Genomic DNA, 26190 nt, shown 5'->3' with positions numbered 1-26190 from the left:
TCCATCCTTGCCCTGCAGTAACGATCAGAGCTTATTTCTTGTTAGCTTCAAATTCGGGACCATAACGGCGAAGATTAGCAATAGTCCGATAATGATAAGCATTGTCTGAGCGGGAACGTTAACCAGACCTAATCCGTAACGCAGGAATCCAATCAGAAACACAGCTAAGATGGCCCCAATCATTCTACCCTTGCCCCCAGCAGTGCTTATTCCACCTAACACAACCATCGCAATAACATCGAGCTCATATCCCATTGCGACGTTCGGACGCGTGCTGCCCATTCTAGAGGTGAGGAACAGCGCAGTAATTGCAGCCATCAGCCCGGTTAGGGTAAATACAATGATCCGGATTTTATCCACTCTTACTCCAGAAAATCGACTAGCCGTTAAGTTACTGCCCATTGCATATACCTGTCTGCCGAAGGTAGTTCGATGTAGAAGAAGCCCAAAGATAAGAGCGAAAACCGCAAATGCGATTAGAATAAAAGGGATCCCGCCAACATAACCCCAGCCAAGAAAGCTGAACCAATCCGGAAACTTACCTGCCGCTTGATCCTCAAGCAGGATATAAGCGATTCCCCGATAGATAATCATCGTCGCCAAGGTGACAATGACGGCGGATAGTTCCTTGAATTTCACGATAAGCAAGCCGTTAACGAATCCGCAGATCGTACCCACTGCAAGTCCAATCAACATGGCCAGCCACATGGGAACTCCAGAGTTGTAGAGATCAGCCATGATGACGGAGGATAAAGCGACAGTTGAAGCGACGGAGATGTCGATATCGCCCAAGATCATGATGAACACCATTGGCAGCACGATAAAGGCTTTGTCCAAGAAGGTCATCGTGGCATCCCGGAGATTATCCGTGTCTAAGTAGTAGGAAGATAAATAGGCATTCATAATGTTGATAAGGATAAAGAGAAGGACCAGCATCCATTCCCATTGAAAGAAAAACCGTTTCATGCCGAATACCTGCTTATTAACAATCACTCTCGGCTCCATCGTTTATATGACCCTCCTCATAAGATGATTCCGGTCGACGCCTCTCTTAACAACGGCATTGATGATAACCGCGATGAGAATGATCGAGCCTTGAATGCCCATTTGCCAGAAAGGCGATACGTTAATGAGGGGCAAGGCATTATTAAGTATCCCGAGTAAAATGGAGCCTAAGATGATGCCCGAGATTTTCCCCGAGCCCCCTGCAATGCTTACTCCGCCCAGCACACAAGCCGCGATTACGCTAAGCTCATATCCCATCGCAGTATCTCCTTGAGCGGACGCGAACTTAGACACCCACAATACGCCAGCTAATCCCGAAAGACCTCCCATAATGGAATAGACCAGCCACAGAATTTTACCATTATTGATCCCGCTGATTTGCGCTGACTCCGGGTTGCTGCCGACCGCATAGATTTGCCTGCCGGTGCGTGTATGACTGATAAAGTAATACATGACCACATAAATAAATATCGCAATAAGAATGAGGGTATTAACGCCCCATAAGGAGCTGGTCGCAATTCCTTTGAAGCTGTCCGGCATCTGATGTGCGCTAACCCACTTCCCACCGCTCGCCATAAAAGTTATTCCTCTGAATACGTTCATCAGGCCAAGTGTGGCAATGATCGGAAGAATGCCTCCCTTGGAAATGAGATATCCCAGAACGACTCCGCAGATGACACCGATTAAGGTTCCTTCCAAGATTGCGACAATCGGATTTATTCCTGGATAGGTTTTGACCGTAAGCGCTGCGATCATCCCCGATAAGGCAAGCGTTGCGCCGATAGAGAGATCAATCCCCCGGGTTACAATAACGAGCATCATGCCTACGGTTAGAATACTGAGGATCGCCGTATTCGTTAACATGTCATTTATATTTTCAAGTGTTAGAAAGCTTGGGTTTCGTATCTGTATCACTATGGACAACACCAGAATAAACCCTAGTAATCCAAGCTCTCTAAATTTAGCGATACTAGCGCTAAAAGTTGTTTTGGCTCCTTTGTTAGCCATCTTTTTCCCCCATCTCGCATTCTCTGTTACCTGCTAAGCTTGCTGTACTGACGGTTTAAGCATTGATGCTTCCAGAATCGACTCTTGAGTAAGCTGATCCCGGTTTATCGTTGCGGCGACTCGTCCCTCGCGCATGACGATAACTCTATCGCTTAAGCCGATGATTTCCGGCATCTCAGAAGAGACAAGGACAATTCCATACCCTTGACAAGCCAGATCCCCAATCATTTCATAGATAGCCGATTTAGCTCCAACGTCAACGCCTTTTGTCGGCTCATCAAGGATAAGAACATCCAAGTCGGCAGTCAGCAGCTTGGCGACAACGACCTTCTGTTGGTTTCCTCCGGAAAGCGTGCTAACCAGATCGAACACGCTGTTCGCCTTAACGTTTACCTTCTCGGCAAGCGTCTTCGCGATCTCGGCTTCTTTGGATTCATTCAACCAGCCTTGATTGGAGTACTTGCTTAATGCCGGCAATGTAATGTTATGGCCTATGCCCCATTGAAGCACTAATCCTTGCTTCTGCCGGTCTTCGGGCAAATAGCCGATCCCCCTATTCATCGCATCTAGGGGACTGGTAATATGAACTTCCTCGCCTTTCAAGTAAACTTTGCCCTTCTCGTAGGCAGTTATACCGAATATGGCCTGGCATACCTCTGTTCGCCCTGCACCGACTAGGCCGGTTAATCCTAAGATTTCTCCTCGTTTTACCGAGAAGGAGACATCCGCGAAATAGCCAGTTCTGCTAAGTCCATTAATCCGCAGCACTTCATCGCCGATCAACGCTTCCTTCTTAGGGAAGAGCTGAGTGATTTCCCTTCCGACCATGGCTACGATTAAATCTTCATTCGCTATTTCATTAACCGCCCACGTTCCGATGTACTTGGCATCTCTTAGTACGGTCACACGACTGGCTAGACGATACATATCCTCGAAACGATGCGAGATGAAGATAATCGAGGCGCCTTTATCTCTAAGCCGTTCAGCGATCCGGTAAAGCTCTTCGCTCTCTCTCTTTGTTAACGCGGCCGTAGGTTCATCCATAATAATAATCTTCGCTTGAGTAGAAAGCGCTTTCGCAATTTCAACGATTTGCTGTTGTGCGACGCTGAGAGATCCCATTTGAATCTTCGGACCAAAGCTGGCGCCCAGCTCTTCTAGAATCCGTCCAGCTTCTTCATACATATCATTCCACAAAATCCGCTTGGTTTTGGGATGGATTTTCTCATGCCCCATGAAGATGTTCTCGGTTACGCTCAGATCCGGATAACAGGTGACATGCTGGTAGATCGCAGCAATTCCTAGCTTCTTAGCATCCCGAGGATTTTTGAACTCAGCCTTCTGCCCGTTTACATAGATCTCTCCGGCATCTGGGGTATATACGCCAGTAATAATTTTAATGAAAGTGGATTTACCTGCCCCGTTCTCCCCCATCAAAGCATGTATTTCTCCCGGCTTTAATTGGAAGTGGACATTGTCCAAAGCTTTGACACCCGGGAAGGTTTTTGTAATCGCTCTCAATTCCAAAGTCATATTAGACATGGTCAAATCTCCTGTTCCTTGTTAATCCGTTTCTCGCTGTAAAAAACATCTTTATGAATGTTTGTGTTCGTTTGTGTTTTATTATGTTATCTTTTTAGGGTTTCGTCAACTCCTTTTTGTTTGTTTTATGAATCTTTTAAAAAAGAAAACCAACCGGAAGCATCTAACCCTCCGATTGATTTTTATTCATCAATGTTATTTGCCGCCGGATGCAAAGTAAAGAATTTGCTCCTGAGTGGCTTCCTCTTGCGTGAAAACCTTGCGAATCTCGCCGTTATACATAACCATTATCCGATCACACATTCCCATAACCTCCGATAGATCAGAAGAAATCATAATGATGGAAGCACCGGAGAGGACTAACTCATTCATAATATTATAAATATCAATCTTAGAGCCAATATCGATACCAGCTGTCGGCTCATCGATAATAAGCACCTTAGCATTGGTAAACAGCCACTTCGCGAAAATAACCTTCTTCTGCTTTCCTCCGCTCAGATTGCCAACGGATTCGGTTTCGTTTGCTGTAATCTCAAGTCGATCAATAAGATCTCTTGCATGCTTTGCTTCCTGATTGTGATCGATAAATCCTATTTTGGAAACACGCTGCAGGTTGGCAATTGTAATATTCTCAGTAATCGTACCATCGGCAATAAGACCTTCTTCAGTGCCGATACCCGTTACGTAACACAAGCCGCTCTTCTTCGCCATGTACGGGGTCATCGATTTAAACGGTTTGCCGTTCAAGAAGACGACCCCCTGATAGGGACCGTAAATACCGAACAGCACTTTGGCTAATGTACGTCGACCTGCGCCGCTTATCCCGGTTAAACCAATAATCTCTCCTTTGCGGACTTCAAAGCTAGCGTTACGGATCTTGCTGTAATAACTTACATTCTCAACACGCAGTATCTCTTTCCCGATTTTCACTTTAAGCTTCGGGTACCGATCATCAGGTTCCTTACCCGCCATGACCTTGACGATATCTTTCATATTTAACGTCTGTGCATCACAGGATTGCACGATTTCACCATCCCGGATCACAGTGACATGGTCTGCGATTTTCTGTATTTCTTCAATACGATGGGAAATATACAGAATAGCTACTCCACGGTTCTTCACATCCCGAATGACGCTAAACAGCTTCTCGATTTCCTGCTCCGTCAATGCGGCTGTCGGCTCGTCCATTATGATAATTTTGGCATTTTGCGATAAGGCTTTAATAATCTCTACGAATTTCTGCTCGCCGGCGCTTAGAGTCTTGACCAAAGTACGAGAGTGATAATTAAGGCCTAGTTCGGCCAAGTAACGCTCTGTTTCTTTGTAAGCAAGCTCCCAGTCGATCTTCCTTAAAGCCTTCCAGCCTTTGACAGGCTCTCGTCGAATGAATACGTTTTCAGTTATATTCAAATCTTGGAATAGTTTGATTTCCTGATGGATCATTGCGATCCCAAGTTCTTGGGCTTGCTTAGGATTATGAATGACGATAGGCTCTCCGTCTAACAACACTTCTCCCTCATCCGGGGTATGAACACCTGCTAAAATCCGCATCAATGTAGATTTTCCCGCGCCATTTTCTCCAATTATGGCATGAACCTGCCCTCGATCTGCAAGAAAGTCAATATCATTTAATACGGTATTGTCAGCAAATCTCTTTGTGATTTTGCGCATTTCCAGCAGACGCTTCAACCGCAGTCCCTCTTTTCATCACTATAATAATCGGGTGAAAGCTTTATGTTATTCCAATTCAAAAGCGGTATAAAGCTTCACTGCGCTCTCAAAGTAATATCTCTTATATTCGGAGGGTACCTGCTTGTTGGTGATTACAGTCTTTGCGATAGTTAAATCTCCGAGCTTGGCAAATCCGGTACGGTTAAACTTCGTATAATCCGCAACAACGATCAATTGACTCGATATTTTCTTAACCTCTTGGATGATCATGACTTCCTCATAGCTGTCCACGGTATAGCCAGAGTCAATGTGCGCGCCCTTCACTCCGATGAATGCTTTGTTGATAAATATCCCATCCAATGCCTGGAGTGCAAACCCTCCCACCAAAGTGGTCGTAGAAGGAATAAGATCTCCGCCCGTCAGAATAACCTTAATTCCGATCGAATCCTTCATGGCCATCCCGATTGTCATATCATTCGTCACTACCGTTACCCGTTTGTCCTTCAGGCTTCTGGCTATTTCTAAACAGGTTCTGCCCGGACTCAAAAAAATCGCATCTCCATGTTCTATCATTTCGGAGGCGATTTTGCCAATCATTTGTTTTTCTTGGAAGGTTTCGTCTTGAGGCTCGTTAGAACGAGGCTGCTGAACGGTCGCTTCATTCAACACGGCTCCGCCATAAATCTTAACGAGAAATCCCTTTTGCTCCAACTTGTCAAGATCACGTCGGATCGTGACTTCCGTTACGGAGAACATGTCGCTAAGTTCGACAACATCGACTCTCTTCTCCTTGTATAACAATTCCTTTATCTTGTTTAACCTCTCAATTGCGAACATTTCGTAACCCCTTGCAGGCTAAAAATGTGGGTTCAGCCGATGTCGTTTTATGCTTCTATTATATCACAAAAAAGCAAATCTGCTTAAAAATTATGTTTCGTTGTTGTTTGTTTATGTATAAATTGAACAAGAGACTGCTCCTCAAGTCCACTTGAACTCAAGAAACAGTCTCTTTGCACGAACAAAAAGAGACAGAGCTTAACCGTTCTCTTTCTCCTGAAGGCCTTCGTTCTCCTTGGCTGCCAGCTCTTCATATACTTTCATAACTGTTTCCCATTCTTGATCGTCTTCGATATTAACGAGAATTTCATCGTCGCCTTCTTCTTCGATCCGGAAAATAACGCCGTCATCCTCTGGGTCATTACGGTCAAGAAGAACAGCATATGCACGATCGCTGGATTCGAATGTGTACACAAGCACCATCTCGTGCTCTACGCCATCCTCGTCGGTTACGACGAATACCGCTTCTTCATCGTGGTCATGTTCGCAATTCTCGTCATGGACATGATCGCTCATAGCGAACCTCCGTTCAACAAATTGATTTAACTACTCACGTATCGTATCATTTCCAGTTTCAAGGGTCAAACGAAAAACGCCTAAATCGTTTGTCGGCGATTTTGGCGTTTTTTGTTTTGATCATTATCTTTTAATTACTTTCTCAGATACGACTTGGAATGAGGATTCTCCAGCAGGCTTTATCCAGAAACGAACGGTGTATTTACCTACTGAATCGAAATTGTAGGAGATTTCTTTACTCTTGAACCAGAAATCTTCTTTACCTGCTTCAGGAAATTCATTATTGCTGGAATCCCGTCCATCGATGTAAGTTTCATCCCCGTATGGGTCGCTGATAGTGACCTTGAAGGCGGAGATATCAACCTTGAGATTGTCAATTTGCGAGAATACATTAAACTTAAATTTCCCCTTGGGCACATTACCGAATAAAGAACCATCCTGCATGGTAATCATGTGAACGTTAGGTTTGTATATGATAACCTTCTTACTGCTATCGTCCCAAGATAATAGAGCTTGAAGCTTATCTGAAACCGACCGAACCGAAATATAAGCTTTACCGTCGACGATGATACCTCCATCATCAACTTCCTTACTATTCACCCAAACTCTAACCTTCTGGCTTATAGAATCCGCATACACTGCACTGCCGCAAATTAAAGAAAATACTAAGGTTAATAAGATTAGTCTACGGACTTTCATGGTTAGCAGCCTCCGTCTCACCGACTCACAATCTTGTGTGTAATTGTTTATACTGAGAGTCTGTCGGAAAGTTGCGCATGAAAGCCATATTTTTCTGAATATTAAGCTTTTCGCTTAGGCAATGTTAAAATACAAGGCACTCCATAACCGACTTCGCCAGGGGATCTCATTCTCTCCAGGTAAGCCATCCCTCTTGCACATGGGGTTTTGCAAACCGCACAGGTATCTGATGTCACGATTTTCATTTGAGCTTTTCTTTGCTCAACTACAGCAGCAGATTTCTTCTTTTTGCCTTTCGACATCCGAATCTTCCTTTCGCGAACAGCGGCTCGGGATTGACTTCCCATCAGAGTATGCGAAAACCGCCCAACTCGTCACAGATTCCTGACCTGTTTTTTCCACCCTCTTCTGTTACATTAAGGTGAATTATGGTACATTGGTAAGAGCTATTGTCAAATTGAAAACGCATCCGAATTAGGGGGCATAGATTTGAAAATTCAAATGTTGGGTACAGGCAGTGCCTTTGCTAAAATGTTCAATAATAACAATGCTGTGCTTAAGGTTAATGACCGAGCCCTTCTCGTAGATTGCGGAATAACAGCTCCGAAAGCGCTTTACGATCTTGGATATAACTTCAATGCTCTGGACGCAGTGCTTATCACCCATATACACGGCGATCATGTCGGAGGACTTGAGGAGTACGCTTTTCAAATGAAATACGTGTACGGTCGCAAGCCGGTTCTATACATTGCCGATACACTCGCAGAGCCTCTCTGGGAACACACTCTTAAAGGCGGATTGCAGCAATATGAATCGGAGACGCTCGACGATTTCTTCGAGGTTCGGCCTCTTAGCGAAGGATACACGCATGAATTATTTCCCGGACTAAATGTTCAATTAATCTCAACTAAACATATACCCAATAAACCAAACTACTCCTTGCTGTTTAATGATTACTTCTTCTATTCCGGCGATACGATATTCAATCCAGATCTACTCTGCTCTCTTGTGAACGACCGGGGTGTGCGAGTGATCTTCCATGATTGTCAATTACACCCCCCGGGAACCGTACATGCTTGTTTGCCCCAGTTATTAACCTTACCTGCAGCAGTGCAAGAACGACTTTATCTCATGCACTATGGTGATAACCAACCGGATTTTGTCGGAAGTACGGGGATGATGAGATTTGTAGAGCAGCATCGAAACTATGATATCGATCAGTTAAAATAAATTCGGTAAGATAGAATAGAACTCGCGTACGAAAGGATGTCACAAATTGCTTACTACTTTCATTGTTGCTGGTGTTCTCGTCGTCCTTATGACTTGGCTTGTCCTATGGGTAACTAAGAAAGCCTACTCCCGCAAATGGGAAGATGAGGATTAAAATAAATAGGGGTGACTTTAAGTCGTGATGGACTTAAAGTCACCCCATTGATTTTTCAAAGCATTTAAACTTTTATTTTCCTGAGTTCTTATTACGAGGGTCGTACCCGCTATCGTAATCAGACCAGGTAAAGCGTTTGTCATAGTTCATAGAGTCCTTTCTCACGAACCGTGCAACAGCTGCCATTACACCGCCAATCAAGCCGAACATTGCAATCAGCCACACCAACAGTAAAGTCACATCCTTCACCGGTGATTCCTCCCGCTGTTACCTCTTGGTACATTTGTACGTTGGAAATTTACGAATCATGACTCTTTCTGAAGATATTTCGAATTTCGAATTTTCTCAAATTAGCGTGAGATATGCAAAAAAAATGTAGTGAAATCCGCTTAATTACCGGTTGACTTCTATCGTATCAGTTGGTATGATATTACCTGTCGCTATAAATAGTATCATTATGATCTGATAGCTCAGCTGGGAGAGCACCATCTTGACAGGGTGGGGGTCACAGGTTCGATCCCTGTTCAGATCACCATACATATAACTCCGAGAAGCCTTGACAGATAAGGCTTCTTTTCTTTTTATCCTAATTAATTATTTAACGGAGGTAAGGTCATGAGTGAGATTGCTAAAACTCCACACCCCCCATATTATGCAGTAATTTTTACATCTGAACGAACAGATTGGGATAACGGATATGCGGAAATGGCAGATGAAATGGAGAAACTTGCATCCGTTCAACCTGGATTTCTAGGAGTAGAAAGTGCCAGAGAAGGTTTAGGCATAACTGTATCTTATTGGGAGTCTCTCGAGGCTATACAAAAATGGAAACAAAACGAGCGACATTTAGTCGCCCAAAGTCAAGGTATATCTGATTGGTATCTCACTTATAAAACAAGAGTTTGTAAGGTCGAACGGGATTATGGATTTGACAAAGTCTGATTTACCAATACGAACGCCTAAAGTTTTGGCCTAACCTGAATAAAAGGTAATCCGTTAGTAAAGCATGAAATGGTAATGAAGTTCATCAAAAGGAGACTTACCAATGACCGAAAGAAATCTCGAAGATCTAGAAAATCATACCTACGACGAACAAATAGCAGAGCTTGCGGCTGACATGGCCGATGACCCCGAGCAGTCCGACAATCTTCAAGAGATAATGGAGAATGAATTTCGGACTCCCGATAGAAACGATCGACTTGAGGAAATTTAGGATATTACTCAAATCCAACCTCCCCCTCATTTTCGCGTATGAATGATACATTTGAAGGGGCTATATATTCATAATTCAATCAAGATGAGGAGCAAATGTGATGATGATAACTAATCGTGAATTATTAGATCAAATTGATCAGTTAACCAAAGAACACTCAGATTTAAAAGAGGAGTTACAACAAATAAAGGAAATGAATCAGCAACAAAAGAATGCTCAAAGTAATAATCAAAACGAAACCTCAAGTGATAACGGCTTTTCAAACATTGCTGAAGACTTGATGAAATTAAAGGGACTAATCAGCAACTTGGAAAATAAAATGCATGGATACATTTCTAAGAATGCAAATAACAATAAAACTTTAGGGGAAGAAGATGTGGTTAATTTAATTCTGACAATGATGGATGGCATGATGGAATGGACATTGGATTTTGTATCAAAACAAAATAATCAGTCTAACCAATTGCAATGAATAAGGCTTCTTTGTTCGTCATTAAGTGATTTGAATAAGCATTACTCGGGGTTTCTTACTTGCATAATATCCATAAACGGTACTTTGGTTATCTCTCCATGCTTTTGCACATGTACCAGCTTCGTTCTTGCATCTAATTCCACGATCCGGCCGGTCACCGTCTCATCCAATCCCCAAACGGATAAAATGACCTCATTCTCCTCTTCCTTGGCTTCGACCAATCTTTCGCCGATCTCCTCAAGAATAGCTTCGTCTCGTGTCGGTCTTTTTTCTTTGGATTTCTTTTTAGGTTTTTCCACTTGTGGCATTAATAATCTACTCCTCGTTAGTCATATTCCCAAAAATTAATTTGCTTCTCGGGTTCAATCAAAACTGGTGTTTCCAGCAGCTGAATGATTTTCAGATCATTGTGTCTTTCTGGATCCCAAGTTATATACTGAGCAGTCGCTAAAATACGAAGCGTCGCTTTAACTTCTCCTGCAGTTCTTCCGGTCTTCCGTGAGAGCTCGCTTATGGCCGGTACATGTCCTGACCTGAGATTATGATATAGGATCTGCAGGAGTTTCCTAGGACGATCATCAAGCATTCCTCAGTTAACCATAATGATATCCGTAAACTTAAACCGATCGCCACTTACTTGAAACCATCCACTAACAATGTCCATCTTCTCAACGAGTCCATCTACGATAAGTGTCTCGTAAGGATCATATAGTCGAACCTGAATGGGTTCAGCATCTTCATATGATGAAATAACTTTCCCAACGATCCGCTGCAGCTCTTCCTCATCAAACTCTGGGCGTTCACCTTTGTAATTGTCGGATAAATGATGCTCATAGATGATTCTTTCTTTGTGTTCAGGCAGCATCATCCGGCTGCTCTCCCATAGTCCATTGCCCTCAAGTTTCTTTCTCATGCTGTCCTCCCTACCGGCTTCAGTGCCAGTATTCGATCAATCATAAAGGGGCGGGGAGCTTGCTTGTCAAAGTCGTAAGCCAAAACCTTACCGTCAACAATCCTCCGGACTCGGATCGTACGCTGCGTGATCTGTCCTTTTGCATCCTGGTATATGATCTGAACGACTTGACCGATGTACTTCTCTGGCATTGTCCCCGCCTCCAATGGAACGTTTGTTCCCTTATTATATGGCGAACATTCGTTCTTATGCAAGAGGTAAAAAATTGGGGTTACAGGGCTGGAATTTTATTAACAAGGCTGTGGATATACTAAATCTATGGAACCAATCTTACCTTTCGAGCCAATCCGAGCCACAACTGTCCCCGAAGGCAACCAATGGGTTTATCAAGTCAAATGGGATGGCGTACGGATCCTCACATATAATGATGCTTCGTCCGTCACACTCTTTAACCGTAAAAAGAACGAGAGGACTCATCAATTCCCGGAACTGACAAACCCTTCTTATTCCACAGCCCAATCGTTTATTCTGGATGGCGAAGTGATCGCCCTAGCAGCAGACGGCAAACCCTCTTTTCATGAGGTCATGCGCCGAGACGGAATCAGAAGAATGGGTCGTATCCCTCAAGCGAAAAAGGAGATACCCATCACCTATATGATTTTCGATATCGTTTATTTGAATGGCGAATGGATGAATAAGCTGCCCCTTCATGAGCGGCAGCGGATACTAACAGAGATCATCGTTCCGAACGAGCATATCCAGCTGGTTACATCACATACTGACGGTCACGGACTACTTGCCGCGATTCGGGATAGGGATATGGAAGGAATAGTCGCTAAGGATCTGAACAGCACATACACAATTGAAGGGAAAGATGATCGCTGGATCAAGGTAAAAAATTACGGCGATGTGATTGCAGTGATCGGGGGCTTCACGCTTAGTGGAGGAATTGTCAATGCAGTATTGACCGGGCTTTATCACGAGGAGAAACTTTATTTTATCGGCAAGGTCGGAACAGGTAAACTGACTTCCTCCGACTGGCGGGATCTGACGGTGAAATTGATGAAGATGGAGATCGCACAATGCCCCTTTGCTGAGCAGCATCCGGAATTTAAAGGGGCACATTGGGTCAGTCCATTGATGACGGCCAAGATCCAGTATTCGGAGTGGCGGATACATGAGGGCCGGACCATGCGGCAGCCGAGCATACAGGCGTTTGTGGAAGTTCCTCCGGAAGAATGTATTTTTGAGTAAACAGCATAAAAAGAGCAGTTAGGTAATTCCTCCTGCTCTTCATTATTTTTAGTTGCGGATTTGTTGGAGAGCTTCTTGTGCAATTTTTTCTTTATGAAGAACAGATTCATTACTAATTGATCCTGGCATTTCAACAGAAATTTTTTCTAACGCCTTCTCTGCTATCTGGAGCTTATATATGAGGTCTGCAACATCATCCGCTATGTTCGTGAAGTCATTACCTTCATATATTCCATCGGAAAGTTTTTTCTTTATCTCATCTATCCTAGACATTGTTATCTCTCCTGCTCTTTTGTTTTTTTCTCCCATTCACAACAATACATAATATTCCCTTTTATGACAACATACGAAATCGGATTACGGCTTAAACAACGGGACATACTTTTTATGGCAGCCATTGGTTGTAAGGAACATCCAGAAGGGAGCACACATCATGTCTCGTCAAAAGACAAATAACAAAGGTAAAAAATCGCAACCCGGAAACAATCACGATTCCGCAGTCCCGGGTTCAACCAACAAAAAATAGTTGGGGAATTACCAAAAATTGTTGACGGAGGTGATAACTATGCCATCAAACCGGAATCAGCAAGGGGCGCATGGAATCGGACAAGTTGAAGAGCAATTGAATCAGCAGGCAAATGCGTTGGTTGCCGTCCAAGGTGAAAGAGAAACAGATCGCGAAATTTCTAATGAGGCGAACCGCGATGCGCATACTTCGCTAGACGAGATTATCGATAGCAAAGAACGTCTCATAGACGGTAATGGAGTTGCTAGGGAATAATTGATGGTTAGATACTAAAATCCCCGATCGGCTATTCAGCTGCTCGGGGATTTATTTTTATGATAATCATTTATCAATTCTAGCCGTATGAGTATCAGGATCCCAACTCACCTTACCGCCAATTGCATTACTTACCTCGCGGAGCGGCAACATTGTAACCCCGTCTATAAGCTTAGCGCCTTCGATCTTTTTCCCAAAGACGATAGCCGTCACTTTATTCTCCTCCACAGGTTTCACTCTCTCTTCTTTCCAGAATATATCCTCAGTGTAAGCCTCATTTAAGTCAACACTAACCCCGCCGAGCTTCGTGTTGTTTTTGTATTGGTATAGGTGTGCACGCTCACTCTTTTTGCCACCGCTCCAAGCATATGTCTGCCAGAAGAATTTGCATGCACCACGTAAAGCCATTTCCTCGATCACGCCATAATGGCCGTATACGCCAACGTGGTATCCGAATAACTCCGCCTGAGCGGCCCGAAGATATGCCTCAATCGCATCGTAATCCTTTGGCTGAGCATCATAATCAACTGCGAGGAAGATTGCAGATCCCACAAGTTGCCCGATCGCTATTGCCTCAAGATGTGCCGCTTTACCGTCTGCTTTGCCATTGGCTTCGCCGCCAGCGGGCCTGTCCGTGCCGAGTTGGAATACGGATGCAAGCTTCATACCTGCTCCAACTATCGTATCCGCTTCCGAGCGTGTGAGTCGTTTCCAAGCATAGGACTGCGGTACAAGATATCGGACGGCAAACTTTGCGCCTTCAGCTGCAACCGCCTTTGCAGTGGCTTCTGTAAAAGGTATCGCACAATCGATTCCAAATATTGTTTTCTTAGATGGGAATAATTCCGTTTTTTTCACCTCCAATACAATCGCATGATGTACCTTTCGTGGCGATGAGCTAACATAATTAAGCATAACCGCTTCTAACTCTTTGAGGTATAGGCCTATGTCACAACTACCGCGTCCATCTACGGGCTACAATTAACAGCCTCCCAGCAGCAGAAATTGTCTGCATTGTTCCTTATGTTCAAACATATAAATAGAAAGTGCTTTTTTTACAAAATCCATAAGATTGCGGGTGATGTGAAATGGCGGGGAAATTTTGTTCAAAATGTAATGAGAAATTCAATGACGGTGTTTTATTTTGCAAATTTTGCGGTCTTCCAACAATCCGATTTGAGGATGAAATCACTCAGGTTGAGAATAAAAAATCGAGGAATGTTGTCCTACCCATTGTTCTAGCACTAATAGCCATTGTAATAATTGCGCTTTTTATGATAATTGAAATGTAAGTGCTGGAGCAGCTTAGGCTGCTCCTTTTTCAACGGGCTGATTTTCTTGGACCACACGACTCCTATTTAGCAACTGAATAAAAAATGCTACTTTAGATAATAACTATTTGGAAATCAAATCCACTAAAGGAGACTTTCCAATGAGCGACTATAATCAAGATGAGCGAGAGCAAGAAAATCAGACTTATGATGCACAAGTAGCAGAGCTTGCCGCTGACATGTCCGAAGACGATACTACCCTTGATGAGTTCAATGAGATTGAACAAAATGAGGGGTGTTAACCCCCGAACGAATCGAATCGGCCCAAAAAAACTCGATCAAAGGGGAGGGAAACTTATCCCTCCTTTTTTTGTTATCCATCCAACTATATCTTTCAACCTAAGTAATTGACATATTATTCAAAGAGTAGTATTGTCGAACTATTGGCACTCATGTCGAAATACCTATTCAAAAACAGAAAAGGCACACCTATTGAAAAATGGGGTCGCAAAGCTAAAGGGGCTACAACGCATTGTTATGCGTCATGCCAGCCAGTTGCCGAAATAAGAAGGTAATTTTAAACCTCCTATTCGGGAGGTTTTTTTATGTCTAATAAATAGAAACGGGTGAAAATCATTTGAAAGCCATTTACATTAATCCTTTTCTCAAATCCGCCTCCTACGTATTCGAACAATTCCAATTGCCTTGCCAGGTCGGAAATCCTACTATTAAGAGTTCGCCGTTTTCCGGGCTGGAAGTGTTAACAGTCGTTGGTATAACAGGAGACATTCGCGGTCAAATGTATTTTGGAGGTTCAATATCAAGCATTCTACAAATTGTTTCAACAATGATGGGGGGAGCTCCAGTCTTAACCTTGGGTTCGTTAGAACAAAGCGCTATTTCTGAATTGGCGAATATGATTTGCGGCAATGCGATGAGTTTTTTTTCTCAAGAAGGAATCTCATTAGATATTACTCCGCCAACGTTAATCATGGGCAGGCAGATCGAGATTTCTGCAGTTAAAATGCGTGTATTATCTATACCTATTAACATTAATCTGAACAACCAGCTTGAAATGAATATCGTATTTGAAGGCTAACAAAGGAGATTACCCCTATGTCATTGAGTAACTGTGTCCGCTGCGGAAAATTGTTTGCTCAAATTAGAATTTCCGATATGGCTTGCAATGATTGTTTTAACTTGCATGAAACAGAATTTCATCTCTGCAAGGATTATTTGATAGATCACCCTGCAGCGACATTAAATGAGTTATCAGTAAATACGGGAATACCCATGCAAAGAATATCGAGTTGGATTAGAGAAGGGCGAATTCAGATTTCGTGATAATACTTTCATTTCATTCCCAATTGCTGAATAAAATTCCGTTCATGACACCACCATAATCAAGTCTGAATTATGACTACATGGAGGTAATGGATTAAGTGAACCCAAACACGCAGAATACACAACAAGTTGCTAAGAACGTCCAACAGCAAGCACAGCAAGTTGTCCAGCAGGCACAACAAGTTACTCAACAAGTGACCCAGCAAGCGACCCAAGCATTTCAGCAGGCGCAACAGGCAGAGCAAGCAGCCCAAACTGCTCAACAATTAGCCCAGCAAGCCCAGCAGGTACAAACACAAAGCAATCAGCAACTTCAAGCGGCTCAGCAGCAAATCCAGCAAGCTGAAAATACGGTGAATCAATTGCAGGGGCAGAATACAAATACTCCGCAAGCGGTAAGTAGCGCAAATGTGGTTCAAGCAAATACAACCGACTCGAATTTAGTTTAATAACGATTCTTCCACCCCGTTGGCAGAGACCAGCGGGGTGATTTGCATAAGAGAAAAAACATTCACTAACCCCCTAACCCCTGGCATATGCCCAATTAATCCGGGGCAAGTATCACGCATGAAAAAAATGAATAGGCTATCTCATTAAATCGCTGGAGGTTAGCTTATGTTTATAAATCCAAGCATGTATCCGTATGGTTATATCCGTGTGAATCATCCGTATTTCCAAACTTATCAGTATCAATACCCACAAGCGTACTACCCTGGACTCCATCACTATATGAATTATCCGGGCGCACATGGCATTGGTTTTAATGCCGAAGGCACTTTCGGAAATTACGGTGCTGGTGTTCACGCAAACGGACATATAGGAGGCGGTCATGGGCTTGGTATCCATGCCGGTACTAACATCGGCGGTCATAATGGTGTTGGCTTCCAAGCCGATGGTGTAATAGGCGGCAGTAATGTGATCGACGCAAAGGCTGGCGGATACATCGGAGGCAGTCACGGCGTTGGTATCCAGGCCGGCGGACACCTAGGCTTTCATGGTGTCGGTGCCCATGCGGGAGGAAATATAGGCAGTCATAATATAGGTGTCAAAACTGACTACCACTGGGGCTAGAACATCGGGGACAGCCCGTACAAGTTGGGAAAATAATGAATAGAATATATTCTCAAAACTCAACTTCAGGAGGAGATCGCCATGTATAGCCCTAATTTCTTGATTCAATTAGCGGTGCTTATTATACTTGTTATATCTGCCTACAGGACTTTCAGCTTCATAAAAACTAAATCTTGGCCGGATATTTTATATAACGCCTCTGTCGCATTCTTGTCCCTTTCCTTCTTATTCTGATTGAACCTCTTCTGATAGATTCCCCGCCAGCCATACGGCCAAGCGGGATTTTTTTCATGAAGGATTCCTTTAGACGGCATATAATCTTTTATAGTAGTTACTTTTGGGGAGGGCAATAGGTTATGAAAATTGCTGTTGGATTCGTGCACGGTATCGGAAAAAACCATCCTGACTTCTATAGAGGAATGGCTGCTGCGTTAGAAGGACGTTTAGCAGAGGTTTGTCCTGATGGCGAGCTTGTGTCGGAAGGAGTTTACTGGGCGGATATAACCGATAATCTCGAAAAAAAGCTTCAGGAAAAGCTCGCACCTTACAATTTAAGATGGGATAATATCATTGATGCACGGGGTTTCATGATTAATTTCGTAGGAGATGCTATCGCTTATCAGCCACTTCCTAAAGAATGTGACCCGGAACAAAATAAATACATTTATGCCGACATTCATGAACGTTTTGCTCAAACACTTCAATCGTTGGCTCAACAAGCAGGCCCGGAAGCCCCGCTTTGTCTAATATCCCATAGTCTTGGAACGATCATTACAAGCAATTACTTGTATGATCTACAAAACGACAAATCACCTCCTTGCATTCAGGGAATTATTGATAAAGGCAACACTCCGTTAGAAAGAGGGGAAACTTTTACCCATCTGTATACAATGGGAAGCCCCATTGCGCTGTGGACCTTGCGGTGTAATGATTTTGGCGAACCCATTTCTGTTCCAGCACCTAACCTTCGTGGTCAAGAAATCGGGGAATGGGTTAATTTTTATGATAAAGATGATGTCATTGCTTATCCAATCAAAAACCTGAGCGAAAAATATGCTGAAGTCGTCAAGGAAGATATCGAAGTACGGAATCCTGGTTTATTAAGCGGGACACCTCTAGGATCACATGGAGGATATTATCGTTCAGATGAAGTTATTGAGCGTATTGTTCAATCACTCGCAGAGATGAGCAATAAAATCACAACTCAACAAGAAAGTGCTGCTAGTTAAAGACTGCGGGAAGTTATAAGAAAATCACAATTATTTAACACTGGTCATATACACAATCCATAATAATTCCCTGGCATAAGCTGACTGGGTGATGTGACATCTCAGCAGACTTCTTGATTATGAGAATCAAATAGGCGGTGAGTTTATGCGTATTTCTATTGCAGCTCTATTTGTACTCGTTATCTTCATCCTTTTGGTCTTTATACTTATCAGCAGAGTCTTTATGGAAAATTCTTCGTGGCATAATAGAGGGACATCAGGAAAAGTTTCCTTACTTTGAATCCGAAGCCCGGGAGCTAATGCCCCCGGGTCGCACTGCTTTGGATAGAGCATCGCTTAGTCTACGCACTCATTGCTGCATTTTGAGCCTGTCGATTAACAGTTCATAACTTCGGAAATCTGCGGGAGACCACAAAATGTATGCGAAAAATCATACAAAATGAGCGTCACACACATCGAATCAGTCGATTCTATACGAAATTTCATACAAAAAATTTGATTTGAGCCCGGATTCTGTAAATGTATGCGAAAAATCATATACATTCTCTGCATGTGTATGTTCATGTTAAAACTGTCCACAATTAATCGACAGCTCATTTTGCGACAATGGTGGCACGGCATCTTGGTTTCGTCCGCGAACGAGCGAGCTTGAGATGCAGTTCGCGTCCAGCATAGATGCAGCGTCGGCAAATAATAGAGAAATGCAGTCGCCTCCGAAAATTTATATAAATCCACGAATAAAGAGTATTCATTAAGATAATGATTATTCAGTAATCAAATCCATCGAAAAGGAGATTTAATAATGTCTGAATATAATCAAACAGAGGATGCTCAAGAAAATCAAAATATAATAGAAAAAATCGCTGCGTTTGCCGGTGAAATGTCAGGTGACCATGACACCAGCGATGAAATTGAAGAGATAAAACAAAATCAAGGCTATACTTCAAGTACCGAGTAATGTCAGGCATCGAGGAAATGAATATCTAGTGCCACCTTAGCTTTGGCGTGCCTAGAGAAAGCTTTTTAACTCCTCGATGCTTTTAGCTGCTCTAAGATTTAACGATTTTTTGTCTTTCAAATTGTATGATTCAAGTTCATGTCCAGGGTCTATAATCAACGGTTTTGAAATAATATCATCCAAAATTAATTTTGTCGTTTTTAAGGTCTCGTACAATAATTCTTTTGTGATTTCTCCTTTTATCGACTTAAGAATAGCAAGTATGCCTTCTGCATACATGAGCTTTACAATACTATCAGCGCTCATGATATGCCTTGATGCGAAGCTCACTACATTTCTTAGTATTCGAATATCCTTAAAGTCTCTCGCAATAGAACCTAAACAGTACACTGCTTCCCAACCCCAAATAGAGAGTTCATCCGTATATATATCAATCATTTCTTGAACCCATTTTGCTTCAGTGTTTTCCGAAACGTTATAGGATTTGTATTCTTCATAATCTCCTTCTCGATACATATGAAAAGTGCTGCCTCGGTAAAAAGTAAATAATTGTTTAGCCCTCACACAAATCCTCCTTTCGACTGGGTGATGAAGAATTTTCATGATAGCGCCTCCCTGAATATTCAAGCTTGTGATTGCATTTTAACAAAACGCATTCTATATTTCCATTATTCGGTTACAATCGAACATTAGAACTGTTTCAGCTCCTCCAGCGCTTTCGGTGTCCCGCGACGGCTAGCGCTCTCGTATGAGGCAATGACTCAATAAGTTTATATACGATCTGAATAAGAAGTGCTTCTTAAGATAATGATTACTTGATAACGAAATTCATCAAAAGGAGACTTACCAATGACCGACAACAAGCAAAAGGATGAAGCAAAAGATACGATACTAGAGAATCAATTCCTTGATCCTCCGATTAGCCCTCATTATAGAAGAGATGAGCCGGAACAAACTGCAAAGGTTGTCGCTGAGATGCCCGATGATGAAGAAATGCGCAATGATATTCATGAGACAAAACAGAATGACGGGTATAAATCAATTTGCCGGGAATAACCAGCGAAATATAGAGCTCCAGGGCAGAGAATGCCTGGAGTTTTTTTTATACAAAAAAAAGCACCCGCAGGTGCTTAGTCCCCATGTTTTTGGTTTGCAGGCCTTTCATCATACTTTCCTGTGGTTGGAGTGACGGGGGGATCAATTTGCACGGGTTCATCCGTTTTTCTCGTTTTATGAAGATCCGTTGCCCCCGCCTGATGAGTGTACAGATCTCTTAGTTCCGCATTCGTATCAGACTGATCCATAAGTCATCTCCTTCATACTTTTTACCAATCGCCTGCCTTATTTTGCCTCAGCAGGACTTAATTATTCTTGAAGAATCGCACCTTCCCTCAACACATTAAAGTCTTTAAGTCCGAATTTTTTTAAAGTTATAGGAAAAGCTGATGTAAGCAGCTACTAAGGGGGGAGCCAAATGTCCAAAGAAGGATTTATGGAGGAGCAACGGACGAAAAATGTCGATCTTGCCACCGTTGAATCACAGCGCAATGATCTTATCGCCGAAGAATTTCCGGAAGGACCATACGGTTCGCCCATGATCACCGAATCGTTGGGGAAAACTACGCCTTGGCGCATCGATCAGCGGCCTCCCAACCGATTTGACTACGAAAATCGTGAACTTCACGCAGGTCTGGAGCGCGACTATCCTGGCGATCAAGATGAAGGAAATGCAGCGCTGAACGTATTCGATAGTTCGAATAAAGATGAATAATCACATTTCCCAAGGAGCGTGGCATTAGATGAGCGAGAAAAAAAATCATGAACCAACGATCGCTCCCAGCATGGATACCCATAACACTCTTGAAGCGGAGCCAACCGAAAAAGAAAAGGAAAACGGCGATACTACTGAAGTCACGCGCCTTTACCTTGATCGGACACCACAGGATTAAAATAATAAGTTTTAAATACAAAAAAGAGGAGTCACTTAGTGACTCCCAAGGAGTAAAAGGTTATGAAGAAAAGTGCAAACAACCGTTTGCAGTTCTCTCTATACCCAATGATATATGAATTGTATAGATAATTCATTAGTGCAATAGTGGTAGACATGTATGATATAAGACAACTTAGGGAGCATCATACGCGGTTACCATAATTAGGCTTCCATGCTCCCTGTCTTAGAGTGCATCCACTTACTCAACAGGGTGCAATTGACAGCCATTTAATAGCAACCGGCTGATCTACGGCTTGGATCTTCAGCCGCTTCAACCCCTCACTAGCTTCCAAAGGTTCAGGCAGCCGAATGATTTGCCACCCGTTTCCATTGGCGGCTTCAGCACCGATGATTACTTCATCCAGATAAACGAGCAGAGTTCCCCCTGAAGATCGGATACAAAAATCAAGCATATAAAGAGAATAAGACTTATCAGCAGGAATCGAGTATTCATATGCCAACCAATCGTATGAAGAAAGTTGGACATACAACCATTCATCCGCTAACCATTCTTCGCCTTTCATGTGTTGGAAGTTCGGTGTTGCTCTCTGCCCTTCCTGGAAACAAATTTCAGTACCATCGCCATCCCGAAAGCCGATGCTTTGTTTCGCCTTTTGCTTGATTCCGAAGCTTTCGCCTTCTCCGCGATAGCCGTAGAAGATCGCCGGAATTCGAACAAGCGGTCTGCGAAACAATGCATTCACGACCTGTGGTTGATAGTCGCAGTTATTTAGCTTCAGATTATCAAGGTATTGCCATAAAATTCGCTCTGCCGTCTCATGATCCGGCTTCTGGCCGCCTTCCAAATAATCGACGAGAAGCTGCCAGCCGTCAGGCATTCTAATCGAGTACGGAGAGTTCGTGCAGTCGAGCTTCTTCCAAGTCCAGAAATTCCACGAAATGTCGTGATCCTCATACAATCGGAATACGCCTGCGAACCAATCGCAATTATTCTCGCCGCCCTCTCCCATGAAGATCGGCACATCCCACTCCTCCCGCTTGTCCAAGAACGGCTGAATACTCTCGGTATCCGGATTGTTCCAGTACTTATGGAATTGCAGCATAAGGTTATCGTCAACCTTCTCCTTGAAGATCGACCAATCCGTCGCCCAGTGTACACCCTCTAATATAATCATATGGCGGTCATCCACTTCGCGGATCGCTTCTACGATCTCTTTGTACAGCGGCATGACTTGATCGTTATACTCCGAGAACCATTCGGGAAGCGGTTCATTAAGCAGATCGTATCCCGCCACGATCCATTCCTCTTTATAACGTTCGGCCAGCATGCGCCATAAGGCAATGGTAACTTGTTTATTCTTCTCCTCGGTAAACAATTCCGGCCTGTCACGCTCGGAGTCGTCGATATTTGTCCCTGTCTGGCCGCCCGGAGCGCCGTGAAGATCTAGGATGACGTATAACGAATAGTTGCGGCACCAATCGATCACCCGGTCAATAATCTCAAGATGCCGCATGTTCATACGCAGAGGTTGTTCATTTTCAATCAACAGCCTGGCATTAATCGGTATGCGAACCGAGTTGAATCCATCGGCATCAATCGCCCGAATATCCTCTTCCATAATGTAGTGCTCATGATAAAGCTCCCAGAATCGGTTTGCTTTGTCGGGACCGATAAGCTCCTCAACCATCCGTTCAATTTTGCGCGGACGATCGCCCCCTTCGGGAAACCGCCACATGTAGCCTTCCGGAAGCAACCAGCTGCCGAAGCCGACGCCGCGGAGCAATACTTCTTGACCATGGCCGTTGACCACTTTCTTCCCGGAAGCTCTAAGGAAACCTTTCACTTCATTCAGGCGCTGCACTGTTTTAACTGCCCCCTTCAACCTTTAATCGCACCCTCCGCAATCCCGCTTAAAATATATTTTTGCAGAAGCAGATACAGCACAATGACAGGCAGCATAGTCAACACCAAGGATGCCAGAATAGCCGACCAATCATTGTTATATTCTCCGAATAACATATTCGTGGAGATCAGAAGCGTATAGTAGTCGTTATCCGTGAGCATAAGCAACGGAAGCAGGAAGTCGTTCCACATCCAAAGTGCGTTCAGAATAGCAACTGTTGCGGTAATGGGGAGCAGAAGCGGCAGGATTACGGAAAAAAAGAGACGAAATTCCCCGCAGCCATCGATGACTGCCGCTTCATCCAGATCACGCGGAATGGATTTAACAAAGCCATGGTAAAGAAAGATAGCGAGCGCGACACCAAGACCAATGTAAATCAAACCCAGACCATAGGTGGTTCCTTGTACCTTTAACTCCTTGGATATCTTAACAAGACTAATAACAATGGAATGGAACGGAATCAAAGACGACATTACGAATAATCCAAACAAGAGCCCGCTCAGCTTGCCGGGTGTCCGTGACATCTTATAACCGGCCATAGCTGCAAACAACACGATTCCTATTACACCGATCACGGTTACAACGATTGTATTCCAGAAGCTGTTCATGAAATCAATTTTTCGATAAGCGTCTGCATAATTAGCGAACTCTAGTTTGTTAGGAATGGACAAAATATGAGTAAGCATATCGCCATCCGTCTTCAGTGAGTTCAGCAGAGCCATATAAATCGGAAACAGGGTGAAAATAGCGGCGCAAACCAGACAGAATAGACTGAGGGCATCCCCGGCTCTCCGACTGAATGAGCTGTTTCCAGACTGCCTTCCTGCCGTCATGCCTCCACCTCTCTTCGTTTCATGATCCATAATTGAACCAACGTAATAAGGAGAACAATGACAAATAGAATAATGGCCTTGGCACTAGCGTAGCCATATCGCTGCTGGAATCTAAAGGCTTCTTCTACAATGTTTATCGCAATGACTTGCGTCGATCGGCCAGGACCTCCGCCCGTCAAAGCGAACACGGCATCAAATACTTTAAATGACGAGCTCAAGGTAAGGAAAACCCCGATAGTCATCGCCGGATAAATCATTGGAAGTGTAATATGACGGAAAATCTGTCCAGCATGCGCACCGTCAATAGCTGCCGCTTCCCGTAAATGCTCCGGTACTCCTTGCAGGGCAGCAATATAGATGACCATCAAATAACCGACACCGCCCCAAAGAGACAGGATGAGAATTGCATAGAACGAGCGGGACGGGTCACCGATCCAGGATTGATCGAGAAATGGGAGTCCTGTTGTATCCGCAAGCGAGGGCAGAACTCTCGTAAAAATAAAAACCCACATAAAACCGCCTATGATCAAGCTAAGCATGTTGGGCATGAAAAATATCGTTCGGAACCAAACCCTGCTTCTGCGTCTCGACTCCACGAGCACTGCCAGCAGTAAAGCGATCACATTCTGAAATACGACCATATAGAGGACATATTTCAGTGTAAACCAGATCGAATCAACGAAATAAGGATCATCCCTTAGCGCTTCGATATAATTGGATAAGCCCACCATGTCATATGTGGGATTCAATCCGTTCCAGTTTGTCAAGCTGTACCATACGCCCCCGAATGCGGGGGCGATGGTGAACACAGCGTAGAGTAATAATGCCGGAAATACGAAGGCAAGAAGGCTGACCGTTTGCTTACGCTTTTTTGTCATGATGTGCATAATGAGTCACTCCCGGTCTCGTTTACCTTCCCTTATTGCGCGGCCTTGACCGCAGCAGCCCAAGTTTTATCCATCGTTTTGATAAAGTCTTCTTTGGTTACTTCTTTAACATAATAGCTCTGCAGCAGCTTCGCTTGCTCATCCGTAACGCCGTTCGGAAGCTTCAGATCTTGATAAGCTTTTCCTTGAGCCACATATTCGGACGCTTCGTTGACCCACGGGTAAACTTCATATTGATGAACGCTCGAAACCGGATTGAACTTCAGCTCTTGGAATAGGGCAGAGGAATCCTTGTCGTCCAAGATATAGTTGATCAGGTCGAGAGCAACCTCTTTATTCTTGCTAGTCGGCGAAACCGCAAGCGTAGTTGAAGTAGACAAGTTGATCATGGTTCCGGCCGGGTTATTGCTGACCGGCAGCGGAGCAACGCCGAACTCCATCTCCGGATTGACCTTCAGAATCGTTTCGGCATTCCAGGGTCCCTGCAGCCACATAGCTGCTTTGCCGTTCGCGAAATCTGTTGAACCTGCTTCGTTGCCGACTTCAAAAGCCTTTTCCGAACCATTGGCCATGATCAGGTCTATAATGTTGAAAATACCTTGTACGTCTGCATATGAAGCCTCGCCCTTGTTCATCTTCTCAATCCAGTCCGGATTTTCCGATGAAACCAGACCTCCAAGAGAAAGTGCTGTCATCAGCTGCGGAACCCAAGACTCTTGGAAAGCCAACAGGAATGGCGTTACTTTATTCGCCTTCAGCTTCTCAATTACCGCTTTCATTTCATCAAGCGTCTGCGGAGGCGTGATTCCGTTATCCGCAAATATTTTCTTGTTGTAAAGGTAACCCCATGACAAGCTTTCTATAGGCAAAGCGACAACCTTGCCATCAAGCGTAACCGTTTTCTTAACACTATCGAATAATGTAGCCACAGAAGGCTGGGCCGTAAGATCCTCTAAGTAACCGGCCTTCTGATAGATCGGAAGATCGTTCGCATGAACGTCGAAAATATCTGGTGCGTCGTTCGATGCCAGGCGAGCTTGAAGCACTTGCTTGGCCTGATCCGGGTTTGGCATTTCAAGCTCGATCGTAACGTCGATATTTTTCTCCGCCAGCTCTTTCGCTTTGAATTGGTCGAAATACTTCTCGAATTGTTCCTTGAAGCGCGGTTGACCCAGCATCAGCTTCAGCTCAACTTTCTGAGCAGGCTCCGCGGCCTTCGGTTCGGTTGTTGTCGTCTGGTTTTCGCTTGTTGGCTGTGTAACGGCATTCCCTGTAATGTTGTTGGAACCGCAAGCAGCCAGCAGCGTCATTAGCAAAATCGAAGCTAAAGTGAGATAAAGCGCTTTCTTCATGAATGATAACCCCCTCGAATGATTACTGCTCCTTCAGTATAGAAGAGCTTTATGTCAGAATCATTCCATACGATTAGCCATTTTTATTGCACTTT

General features: G+C 43.8%; 36 protein-coding genes, 1 tRNA gene and 1 riboswitch. Of the genes, 16 read left to right on the top strand and 21 right to left on the bottom strand.

The annotated features are described in order from the left end of the window. Positions 1–24 precede the first annotated feature (24 nt). The 8 genes from ACESLK_RS05490 to ACESLK_RS05455 form a co-directional block, all read right to left on the bottom strand. Positions 25–1005, bottom strand: a complete 981-nt coding sequence (locus ACESLK_RS05490; protein ID WP_372663281.1) for an ABC transporter permease — start codon at positions 1003–1005, stop codon at positions 25–27. Positions 1006–1008: 3 nt separating this feature from the next. Further along, the gene (locus tag ACESLK_RS05485; protein ID WP_372663279.1) at positions 1009–2013 is read right to left on the bottom strand and encodes an ABC transporter permease; all 1005 of its coding nucleotides are present in this window, start codon (positions 2011–2013) and stop codon (positions 1009–1011) included. A gap of 33 nt (positions 2014–2046) precedes the next feature. Next, positions 2047–3555 (bottom strand): sugar ABC transporter ATP-binding protein, encoded by a 1509-nt coding sequence (locus tag ACESLK_RS05480; RefSeq protein WP_372663277.1) that lies wholly within the window; start codon positions 3553–3555, stop codon positions 2047–2049. Positions 3556–3750: 195 nt separating this feature from the next. Beyond that, a complete protein-coding gene (locus ACESLK_RS05475; protein ID WP_372663275.1) occupies positions 3751–5244 on the bottom strand; it encodes a sugar ABC transporter ATP-binding protein in 1494 nt (497 codons plus the stop codon). 48 nt (positions 5245–5292) lie between these two features. Next, a complete protein-coding gene (locus ACESLK_RS05470; RefSeq protein ID WP_372663273.1) occupies positions 5293–6063 on the bottom strand; it encodes a DeoR/GlpR family DNA-binding transcription regulator in 771 nt (256 codons plus the stop codon). Positions 6064–6261: 198 nt separating this feature from the next. Further along, positions 6262–6579, bottom strand: a complete 318-nt coding sequence (locus tag ACESLK_RS05465; protein WP_372663271.1) for a DUF1292 domain-containing protein — start codon at positions 6577–6579, stop codon at positions 6262–6264. Between the two features lie 123 nt (positions 6580–6702). Then, a complete protein-coding gene (locus ACESLK_RS05460; RefSeq protein WP_372663269.1) occupies positions 6703–7278 on the bottom strand; it encodes a stalk domain-containing protein in 576 nt (191 codons plus the stop codon). 101 nt (positions 7279–7379) lie between these two features. Next, the gene (locus tag ACESLK_RS05455) at positions 7380–7580 is read right to left on the bottom strand and encodes a hypothetical protein (protein ID WP_372663267.1); all 201 of its coding nucleotides are present in this window, start codon (positions 7578–7580) and stop codon (positions 7380–7382) included. 181 nt (positions 7581–7761) lie between these two features. Between ACESLK_RS05455 and ACESLK_RS05450 the strand changes: the two genes are divergently transcribed. Beyond that, the gene (locus tag ACESLK_RS05450; protein ID WP_372663323.1) at positions 7762–8508 is read left to right on the top strand and encodes an MBL fold metallo-hydrolase; all 747 of its coding nucleotides are present in this window, start codon (positions 7762–7764) and stop codon (positions 8506–8508) included. 226 nt (positions 8509–8734) lie between these two features. On the opposite strand, the gene ACESLK_RS05445 is transcribed toward ACESLK_RS05450, so the two are convergent. After that, on the bottom strand, positions 8735–8911 hold the full coding sequence (locus ACESLK_RS05445) for a hypothetical protein (RefSeq protein WP_372663265.1): 177 nt from the start codon (positions 8909–8911) through the stop codon (positions 8735–8737). Positions 8912–9121: 210 nt separating this feature from the next. Between ACESLK_RS05445 and ACESLK_RS05440 the strand changes: the two genes are divergently transcribed. From ACESLK_RS05440 to ACESLK_RS05425, 4 genes are all read left to right on the top strand, one after another. Continuing rightward, positions 9122–9197, top strand: a tRNA-Val gene (locus tag ACESLK_RS05440). Positions 9198–9277: 80 nt separating this feature from the next. Continuing rightward, a complete protein-coding gene (locus ACESLK_RS05435) occupies positions 9278–9604 on the top strand; it encodes an antibiotic biosynthesis monooxygenase family protein (protein WP_372663263.1) in 327 nt (108 codons plus the stop codon). 103 nt (positions 9605–9707) lie between these two features. Beyond that, on the top strand, positions 9708–9875 hold the full coding sequence (locus tag ACESLK_RS05430) for a hypothetical protein (protein ID WP_372663262.1): 168 nt from the start codon (positions 9708–9710) through the stop codon (positions 9873–9875). A gap of 100 nt (positions 9876–9975) precedes the next feature. Further along, positions 9976–10347, top strand: a complete 372-nt coding sequence (locus tag ACESLK_RS05425) for a hypothetical protein (protein ID WP_372663260.1) — start codon at positions 9976–9978, stop codon at positions 10345–10347. 41 nt (positions 10348–10388) lie between these two features. On the opposite strand, the gene ACESLK_RS05420 is transcribed toward ACESLK_RS05425, so the two are convergent. From ACESLK_RS05420 to ACESLK_RS05410, 3 genes are all read right to left on the bottom strand, one after another. Next, entirely contained in the window at positions 10389–10655 is a 267-nt protein-coding gene (locus ACESLK_RS05420; protein WP_372663258.1) for a YolD-like family protein, read from the bottom strand. Positions 10656–10936: 281 nt separating this feature from the next. Further along, entirely contained in the window at positions 10937–11260 is a 324-nt protein-coding gene (locus ACESLK_RS05415; RefSeq protein WP_372663256.1) for a YolD-like family protein, read from the bottom strand. Next, entirely contained in the window at positions 11257–11451 is a 195-nt protein-coding gene (locus ACESLK_RS05410; RefSeq protein ID WP_372663254.1) for a hypothetical protein, read from the bottom strand. Before ACESLK_RS05410 ends, ACESLK_RS05415 begins: the two co-directional genes overlap by 4 nt. 127 nt (positions 11452–11578) lie before the next feature. On the opposite strand from ACESLK_RS05410, the gene ACESLK_RS05405 reads away from it, so the two are divergent. After that, positions 11579–12514, top strand: coding sequence for an ATP-dependent DNA ligase (locus ACESLK_RS05405; RefSeq protein ID WP_372663252.1), 936 nt, complete (start codon positions 11579–11581; stop codon positions 12512–12514). Between the two features lie 48 nt (positions 12515–12562). Here the strand turns inward: ACESLK_RS05405 and ACESLK_RS05400 are convergent, their stop codons facing one another. After that, positions 12563–12823: a hypothetical protein gene (locus ACESLK_RS05400; protein ID WP_372663250.1), complete on the bottom strand. Its 261-nt coding sequence runs from the start codon at positions 12821–12823 to the stop codon at positions 12563–12565. Positions 12824–13079: 256 nt separating this feature from the next. On the opposite strand from ACESLK_RS05400, the gene ACESLK_RS05395 reads away from it, so the two are divergent. After that, positions 13080–13295, top strand: coding sequence for a hypothetical protein (locus ACESLK_RS05395; protein ID WP_372663248.1), 216 nt, complete (start codon positions 13080–13082; stop codon positions 13293–13295). A gap of 66 nt (positions 13296–13361) precedes the next feature. Here ACESLK_RS05395 and ACESLK_RS05390 read toward each other — a convergent pair whose 3' ends face one another. Continuing rightward, positions 13362–14210: a glycoside hydrolase domain-containing protein gene (locus ACESLK_RS05390; RefSeq protein ID WP_372663246.1), complete on the bottom strand. Its 849-nt coding sequence runs from the start codon at positions 14208–14210 to the stop codon at positions 13362–13364. A gap of 517 nt (positions 14211–14727) precedes the next feature. Between ACESLK_RS05390 and ACESLK_RS05385 the strand changes: the two genes are divergently transcribed. The 4 genes from ACESLK_RS05385 to ACESLK_RS05370 all read left to right on the top strand — a co-directional run bounded on the left by ACESLK_RS05385 (position 14728) and on the right by ACESLK_RS05370 (position 16981). Further along, a complete protein-coding gene (locus ACESLK_RS05385; protein WP_372663244.1) occupies positions 14728–14868 on the top strand; it encodes a hypothetical protein in 141 nt (46 codons plus the stop codon). A gap of 170 nt (positions 14869–15038) precedes the next feature. Further along, a riboswitch (cyclic di-GMP riboswitch) is annotated at positions 15039–15129 on the top strand. 74 nt (positions 15130–15203) lie between these two features. Continuing rightward, positions 15204–15665, top strand: a complete 462-nt coding sequence (locus ACESLK_RS05380; protein ID WP_372663242.1) for a chemotaxis protein CheX — start codon at positions 15204–15206, stop codon at positions 15663–15665. A 343-nt stretch (positions 15666–16008) separates the two neighbouring features. Beyond that, positions 16009–16359: a hypothetical protein gene (locus ACESLK_RS05375; RefSeq protein ID WP_372663241.1), complete on the top strand. Its 351-nt coding sequence runs from the start codon at positions 16009–16011 to the stop codon at positions 16357–16359. A gap of 208 nt (positions 16360–16567) precedes the next feature. Further along, on the top strand, positions 16568–16981 hold the full coding sequence (locus ACESLK_RS05370) for a hypothetical protein (protein ID WP_372663239.1): 414 nt from the start codon (positions 16568–16570) through the stop codon (positions 16979–16981). A 140-nt stretch (positions 16982–17121) separates the two neighbouring features. On the opposite strand, the gene ACESLK_RS05365 is transcribed toward ACESLK_RS05370, so the two are convergent. After that, positions 17122–17295: a hypothetical protein gene (locus ACESLK_RS05365; RefSeq protein ID WP_372663237.1), complete on the bottom strand. Its 174-nt coding sequence runs from the start codon at positions 17293–17295 to the stop codon at positions 17122–17124. Between the two features lie 42 nt (positions 17296–17337). Between ACESLK_RS05365 and ACESLK_RS05360 the strand changes: the two genes are divergently transcribed. Further along, on the top strand, positions 17338–18210 hold the full coding sequence (locus tag ACESLK_RS05360; RefSeq protein ID WP_372663235.1) for a chemotaxis protein: 873 nt from the start codon (positions 17338–17340) through the stop codon (positions 18208–18210). A gap of 802 nt (positions 18211–19012) precedes the next feature. Next, positions 19013–19168, top strand: coding sequence for a hypothetical protein (locus ACESLK_RS05355; RefSeq protein WP_372663233.1), 156 nt, complete (start codon positions 19013–19015; stop codon positions 19166–19168). A gap of 51 nt (positions 19169–19219) precedes the next feature. On the opposite strand, the gene ACESLK_RS05350 is transcribed toward ACESLK_RS05355, so the two are convergent. Then, positions 19220–19771: a hypothetical protein gene (locus tag ACESLK_RS05350; protein WP_372663231.1), complete on the bottom strand. Its 552-nt coding sequence runs from the start codon at positions 19769–19771 to the stop codon at positions 19220–19222. Between the two features lie 246 nt (positions 19772–20017). Here ACESLK_RS05350 and ACESLK_RS05345 point away from each other — a divergent pair, with 246 nt between their 5' ends. Then, on the top strand, positions 20018–20224 hold the full coding sequence (locus ACESLK_RS05345; RefSeq protein ID WP_372663229.1) for a hypothetical protein: 207 nt from the start codon (positions 20018–20020) through the stop codon (positions 20222–20224). A gap of 74 nt (positions 20225–20298) precedes the next feature. Here the strand turns inward: ACESLK_RS05345 and ACESLK_RS05340 are convergent, their stop codons facing one another. Then, complete coding sequence (locus ACESLK_RS05340; RefSeq protein ID WP_372663227.1) at positions 20299–20472, bottom strand: hypothetical protein; 174 nt, start codon at positions 20470–20472, stop codon at positions 20299–20301. 170 nt (positions 20473–20642) lie between these two features. On the opposite strand from ACESLK_RS05340, the gene ACESLK_RS05335 reads away from it, so the two are divergent. Next, positions 20643–20939, top strand: coding sequence for a hypothetical protein (locus ACESLK_RS05335; protein WP_372663225.1), 297 nt, complete (start codon positions 20643–20645; stop codon positions 20937–20939). 28 nt (positions 20940–20967) lie between these two features. Further along, a complete protein-coding gene (locus ACESLK_RS05330) occupies positions 20968–21117 on the top strand; it encodes a hypothetical protein (RefSeq protein WP_372663223.1) in 150 nt (49 codons plus the stop codon). Between the two features lie 244 nt (positions 21118–21361). Here ACESLK_RS05330 and ACESLK_RS05325 read toward each other — a convergent pair whose 3' ends face one another. Genes ACESLK_RS05325 through ACESLK_RS05310 form a run of 4 tightly spaced genes read right to left on the bottom strand, consistent with a single transcriptional unit; the run spans position 21362 to position 26095 of the window. Beyond that, on the bottom strand, positions 21362–22981 hold the full coding sequence (locus ACESLK_RS05325) for a glycoside hydrolase family 5 protein (protein ID WP_372663221.1): 1620 nt from the start codon (positions 22979–22981) through the stop codon (positions 21362–21364). A gap of 17 nt (positions 22982–22998) precedes the next feature. After that, entirely contained in the window at positions 22999–23856 is an 858-nt protein-coding gene (locus ACESLK_RS05320; protein ID WP_372663219.1) for a carbohydrate ABC transporter permease, read from the bottom strand. Continuing rightward, positions 23853–24734, bottom strand: a complete 882-nt coding sequence (locus tag ACESLK_RS05315) for a carbohydrate ABC transporter permease (protein ID WP_372663321.1) — start codon at positions 24732–24734, stop codon at positions 23853–23855. Before ACESLK_RS05315 ends, ACESLK_RS05320 begins: the two co-directional genes overlap by 4 nt. A 41-nt stretch (positions 24735–24775) precedes the next feature. Then, the gene (locus tag ACESLK_RS05310) at positions 24776–26095 is read right to left on the bottom strand and encodes an ABC transporter substrate-binding protein (RefSeq protein WP_372663217.1); all 1320 of its coding nucleotides are present in this window, start codon (positions 26093–26095) and stop codon (positions 24776–24778) included. Positions 26096–26190 lie beyond the last annotated feature (95 nt).

The sequence above is a fragment of the Cohnella sp. genome (genome assembly GCF_041640265.1).
Classification (GTDB): Bacteria; Bacillota; Bacilli; order Paenibacillales; family Paenibacillaceae; genus Cohnella.
Note: the sequence above shows the minus strand (reverse complement) of the source record. Positions and strands in the feature narration are given on the sequence as shown.

Coding starts and splice junctions, on each gene's coding strand:
- ACESLK_RS05490 (WP_372663281.1), bottom strand. CDS start 1,005: ATGGAGCCGAGAGTGATTGTTAATAAGCAGGTATTCGGCATGAAACGG.
- ACESLK_RS05350 (WP_372663231.1), bottom strand. CDS start 19,771: ATGAAAATTCTTCATCACCCAGTCGAAAGGAGGATTTGTGTGAGGGCT.
- ACESLK_RS05320 (WP_372663219.1), bottom strand. CDS start 23,856: ATGACGGCAGGAAGGCAGTCTGGAAACAGCTCATTCAGTCGGAGAGCC.
- ACESLK_RS05390 (WP_372663246.1), bottom strand. CDS start 14,210: ATGCTTAATTATGTTAGCTCATCGCCACGAAAGGTACATCATGCGATT.
- ACESLK_RS05435 (WP_372663263.1), top strand. CDS start 9,278: ATGAGTGAGATTGCTAAAACTCCACACCCCCCATATTATGCAGTAATT.
- ACESLK_RS05410 (WP_372663254.1), bottom strand. CDS start 11,451: ATGCCAGAGAAGTACATCGGTCAAGTCGTTCAGATCATATACCAGGAT.
- ACESLK_RS05420 (WP_372663258.1), bottom strand. CDS start 10,655: ATGCCACAAGTGGAAAAACCTAAAAAGAAATCCAAAGAAAAAAGACCG.
- ACESLK_RS05470 (WP_372663273.1), bottom strand. CDS start 6,063: ATGTTCGCAATTGAGAGGTTAAACAAGATAAAGGAATTGTTATACAAG.
- ACESLK_RS05385 (WP_372663244.1), top strand. CDS start 14,728: ATGAGCGACTATAATCAAGATGAGCGAGAGCAAGAAAATCAGACTTAT.
- ACESLK_RS05315 (WP_372663321.1), bottom strand. CDS start 24,734: ATGACAAAAAAGCGTAAGCAAACGGTCAGCCTTCTTGCCTTCGTATTT.
- ACESLK_RS05415 (WP_372663256.1), bottom strand. CDS start 11,260: ATGAGAAAGAAACTTGAGGGCAATGGACTATGGGAGAGCAGCCGGATG.
- ACESLK_RS05460 (WP_372663269.1), bottom strand. CDS start 7,278: ATGAAAGTCCGTAGACTAATCTTATTAACCTTAGTATTTTCTTTAATT.
- ACESLK_RS05485 (WP_372663279.1), bottom strand. CDS start 2,013: ATGGCTAACAAAGGAGCCAAAACAACTTTTAGCGCTAGTATCGCTAAA.
- ACESLK_RS05360 (WP_372663235.1), top strand. CDS start 17,338: ATGAAAATTGCTGTTGGATTCGTGCACGGTATCGGAAAAAACCATCCT.
- ACESLK_RS05455 (WP_372663267.1), bottom strand. CDS start 7,580: ATGTCGAAAGGCAAAAAGAAGAAATCTGCTGCTGTAGTTGAGCAAAGA.
- ACESLK_RS05400 (WP_372663250.1), bottom strand. CDS start 12,823: ATGGGAGAAAAAAACAAAAGAGCAGGAGAGATAACAATGTCTAGGATA.
- ACESLK_RS05335 (WP_372663225.1), top strand. CDS start 20,643: ATGTCCAAAGAAGGATTTATGGAGGAGCAACGGACGAAAAATGTCGAT.
- ACESLK_RS05345 (WP_372663229.1), top strand. CDS start 20,018: ATGACCGACAACAAGCAAAAGGATGAAGCAAAAGATACGATACTAGAG.
- ACESLK_RS05330 (WP_372663223.1), top strand. CDS start 20,968: ATGAGCGAGAAAAAAAATCATGAACCAACGATCGCTCCCAGCATGGAT.
- ACESLK_RS05365 (WP_372663237.1), bottom strand. CDS start 17,295: ATGCCGTCTAAAGGAATCCTTCATGAAAAAAATCCCGCTTGGCCGTAT.
- ACESLK_RS05480 (WP_372663277.1), bottom strand. CDS start 3,555: ATGTCTAATATGACTTTGGAATTGAGAGCGATTACAAAAACCTTCCCG.
- ACESLK_RS05340 (WP_372663227.1), bottom strand. CDS start 20,472: ATGGATCAGTCTGATACGAATGCGGAACTAAGAGATCTGTACACTCAT.
- ACESLK_RS05465 (WP_372663271.1), bottom strand. CDS start 6,579: ATGAGCGATCATGTCCATGACGAGAATTGCGAACATGACCACGATGAA.
- ACESLK_RS05395 (WP_372663248.1), top strand. CDS start 13,080: ATGCCATCAAACCGGAATCAGCAAGGGGCGCATGGAATCGGACAAGTT.
- ACESLK_RS05310 (WP_372663217.1), bottom strand. CDS start 26,095: ATGAAGAAAGCGCTTTATCTCACTTTAGCTTCGATTTTGCTAATGACG.
- ACESLK_RS05405 (WP_372663252.1), top strand. CDS start 11,579: ATGGAACCAATCTTACCTTTCGAGCCAATCCGAGCCACAACTGTCCCC.
- ACESLK_RS05355 (WP_372663233.1), top strand. CDS start 19,013: ATGTCTGAATATAATCAAACAGAGGATGCTCAAGAAAATCAAAATATA.
- ACESLK_RS05430 (WP_372663262.1), top strand. CDS start 9,708: ATGACCGAAAGAAATCTCGAAGATCTAGAAAATCATACCTACGACGAA.
- ACESLK_RS05425 (WP_372663260.1), top strand. CDS start 9,976: ATGATGATAACTAATCGTGAATTATTAGATCAAATTGATCAGTTAACC.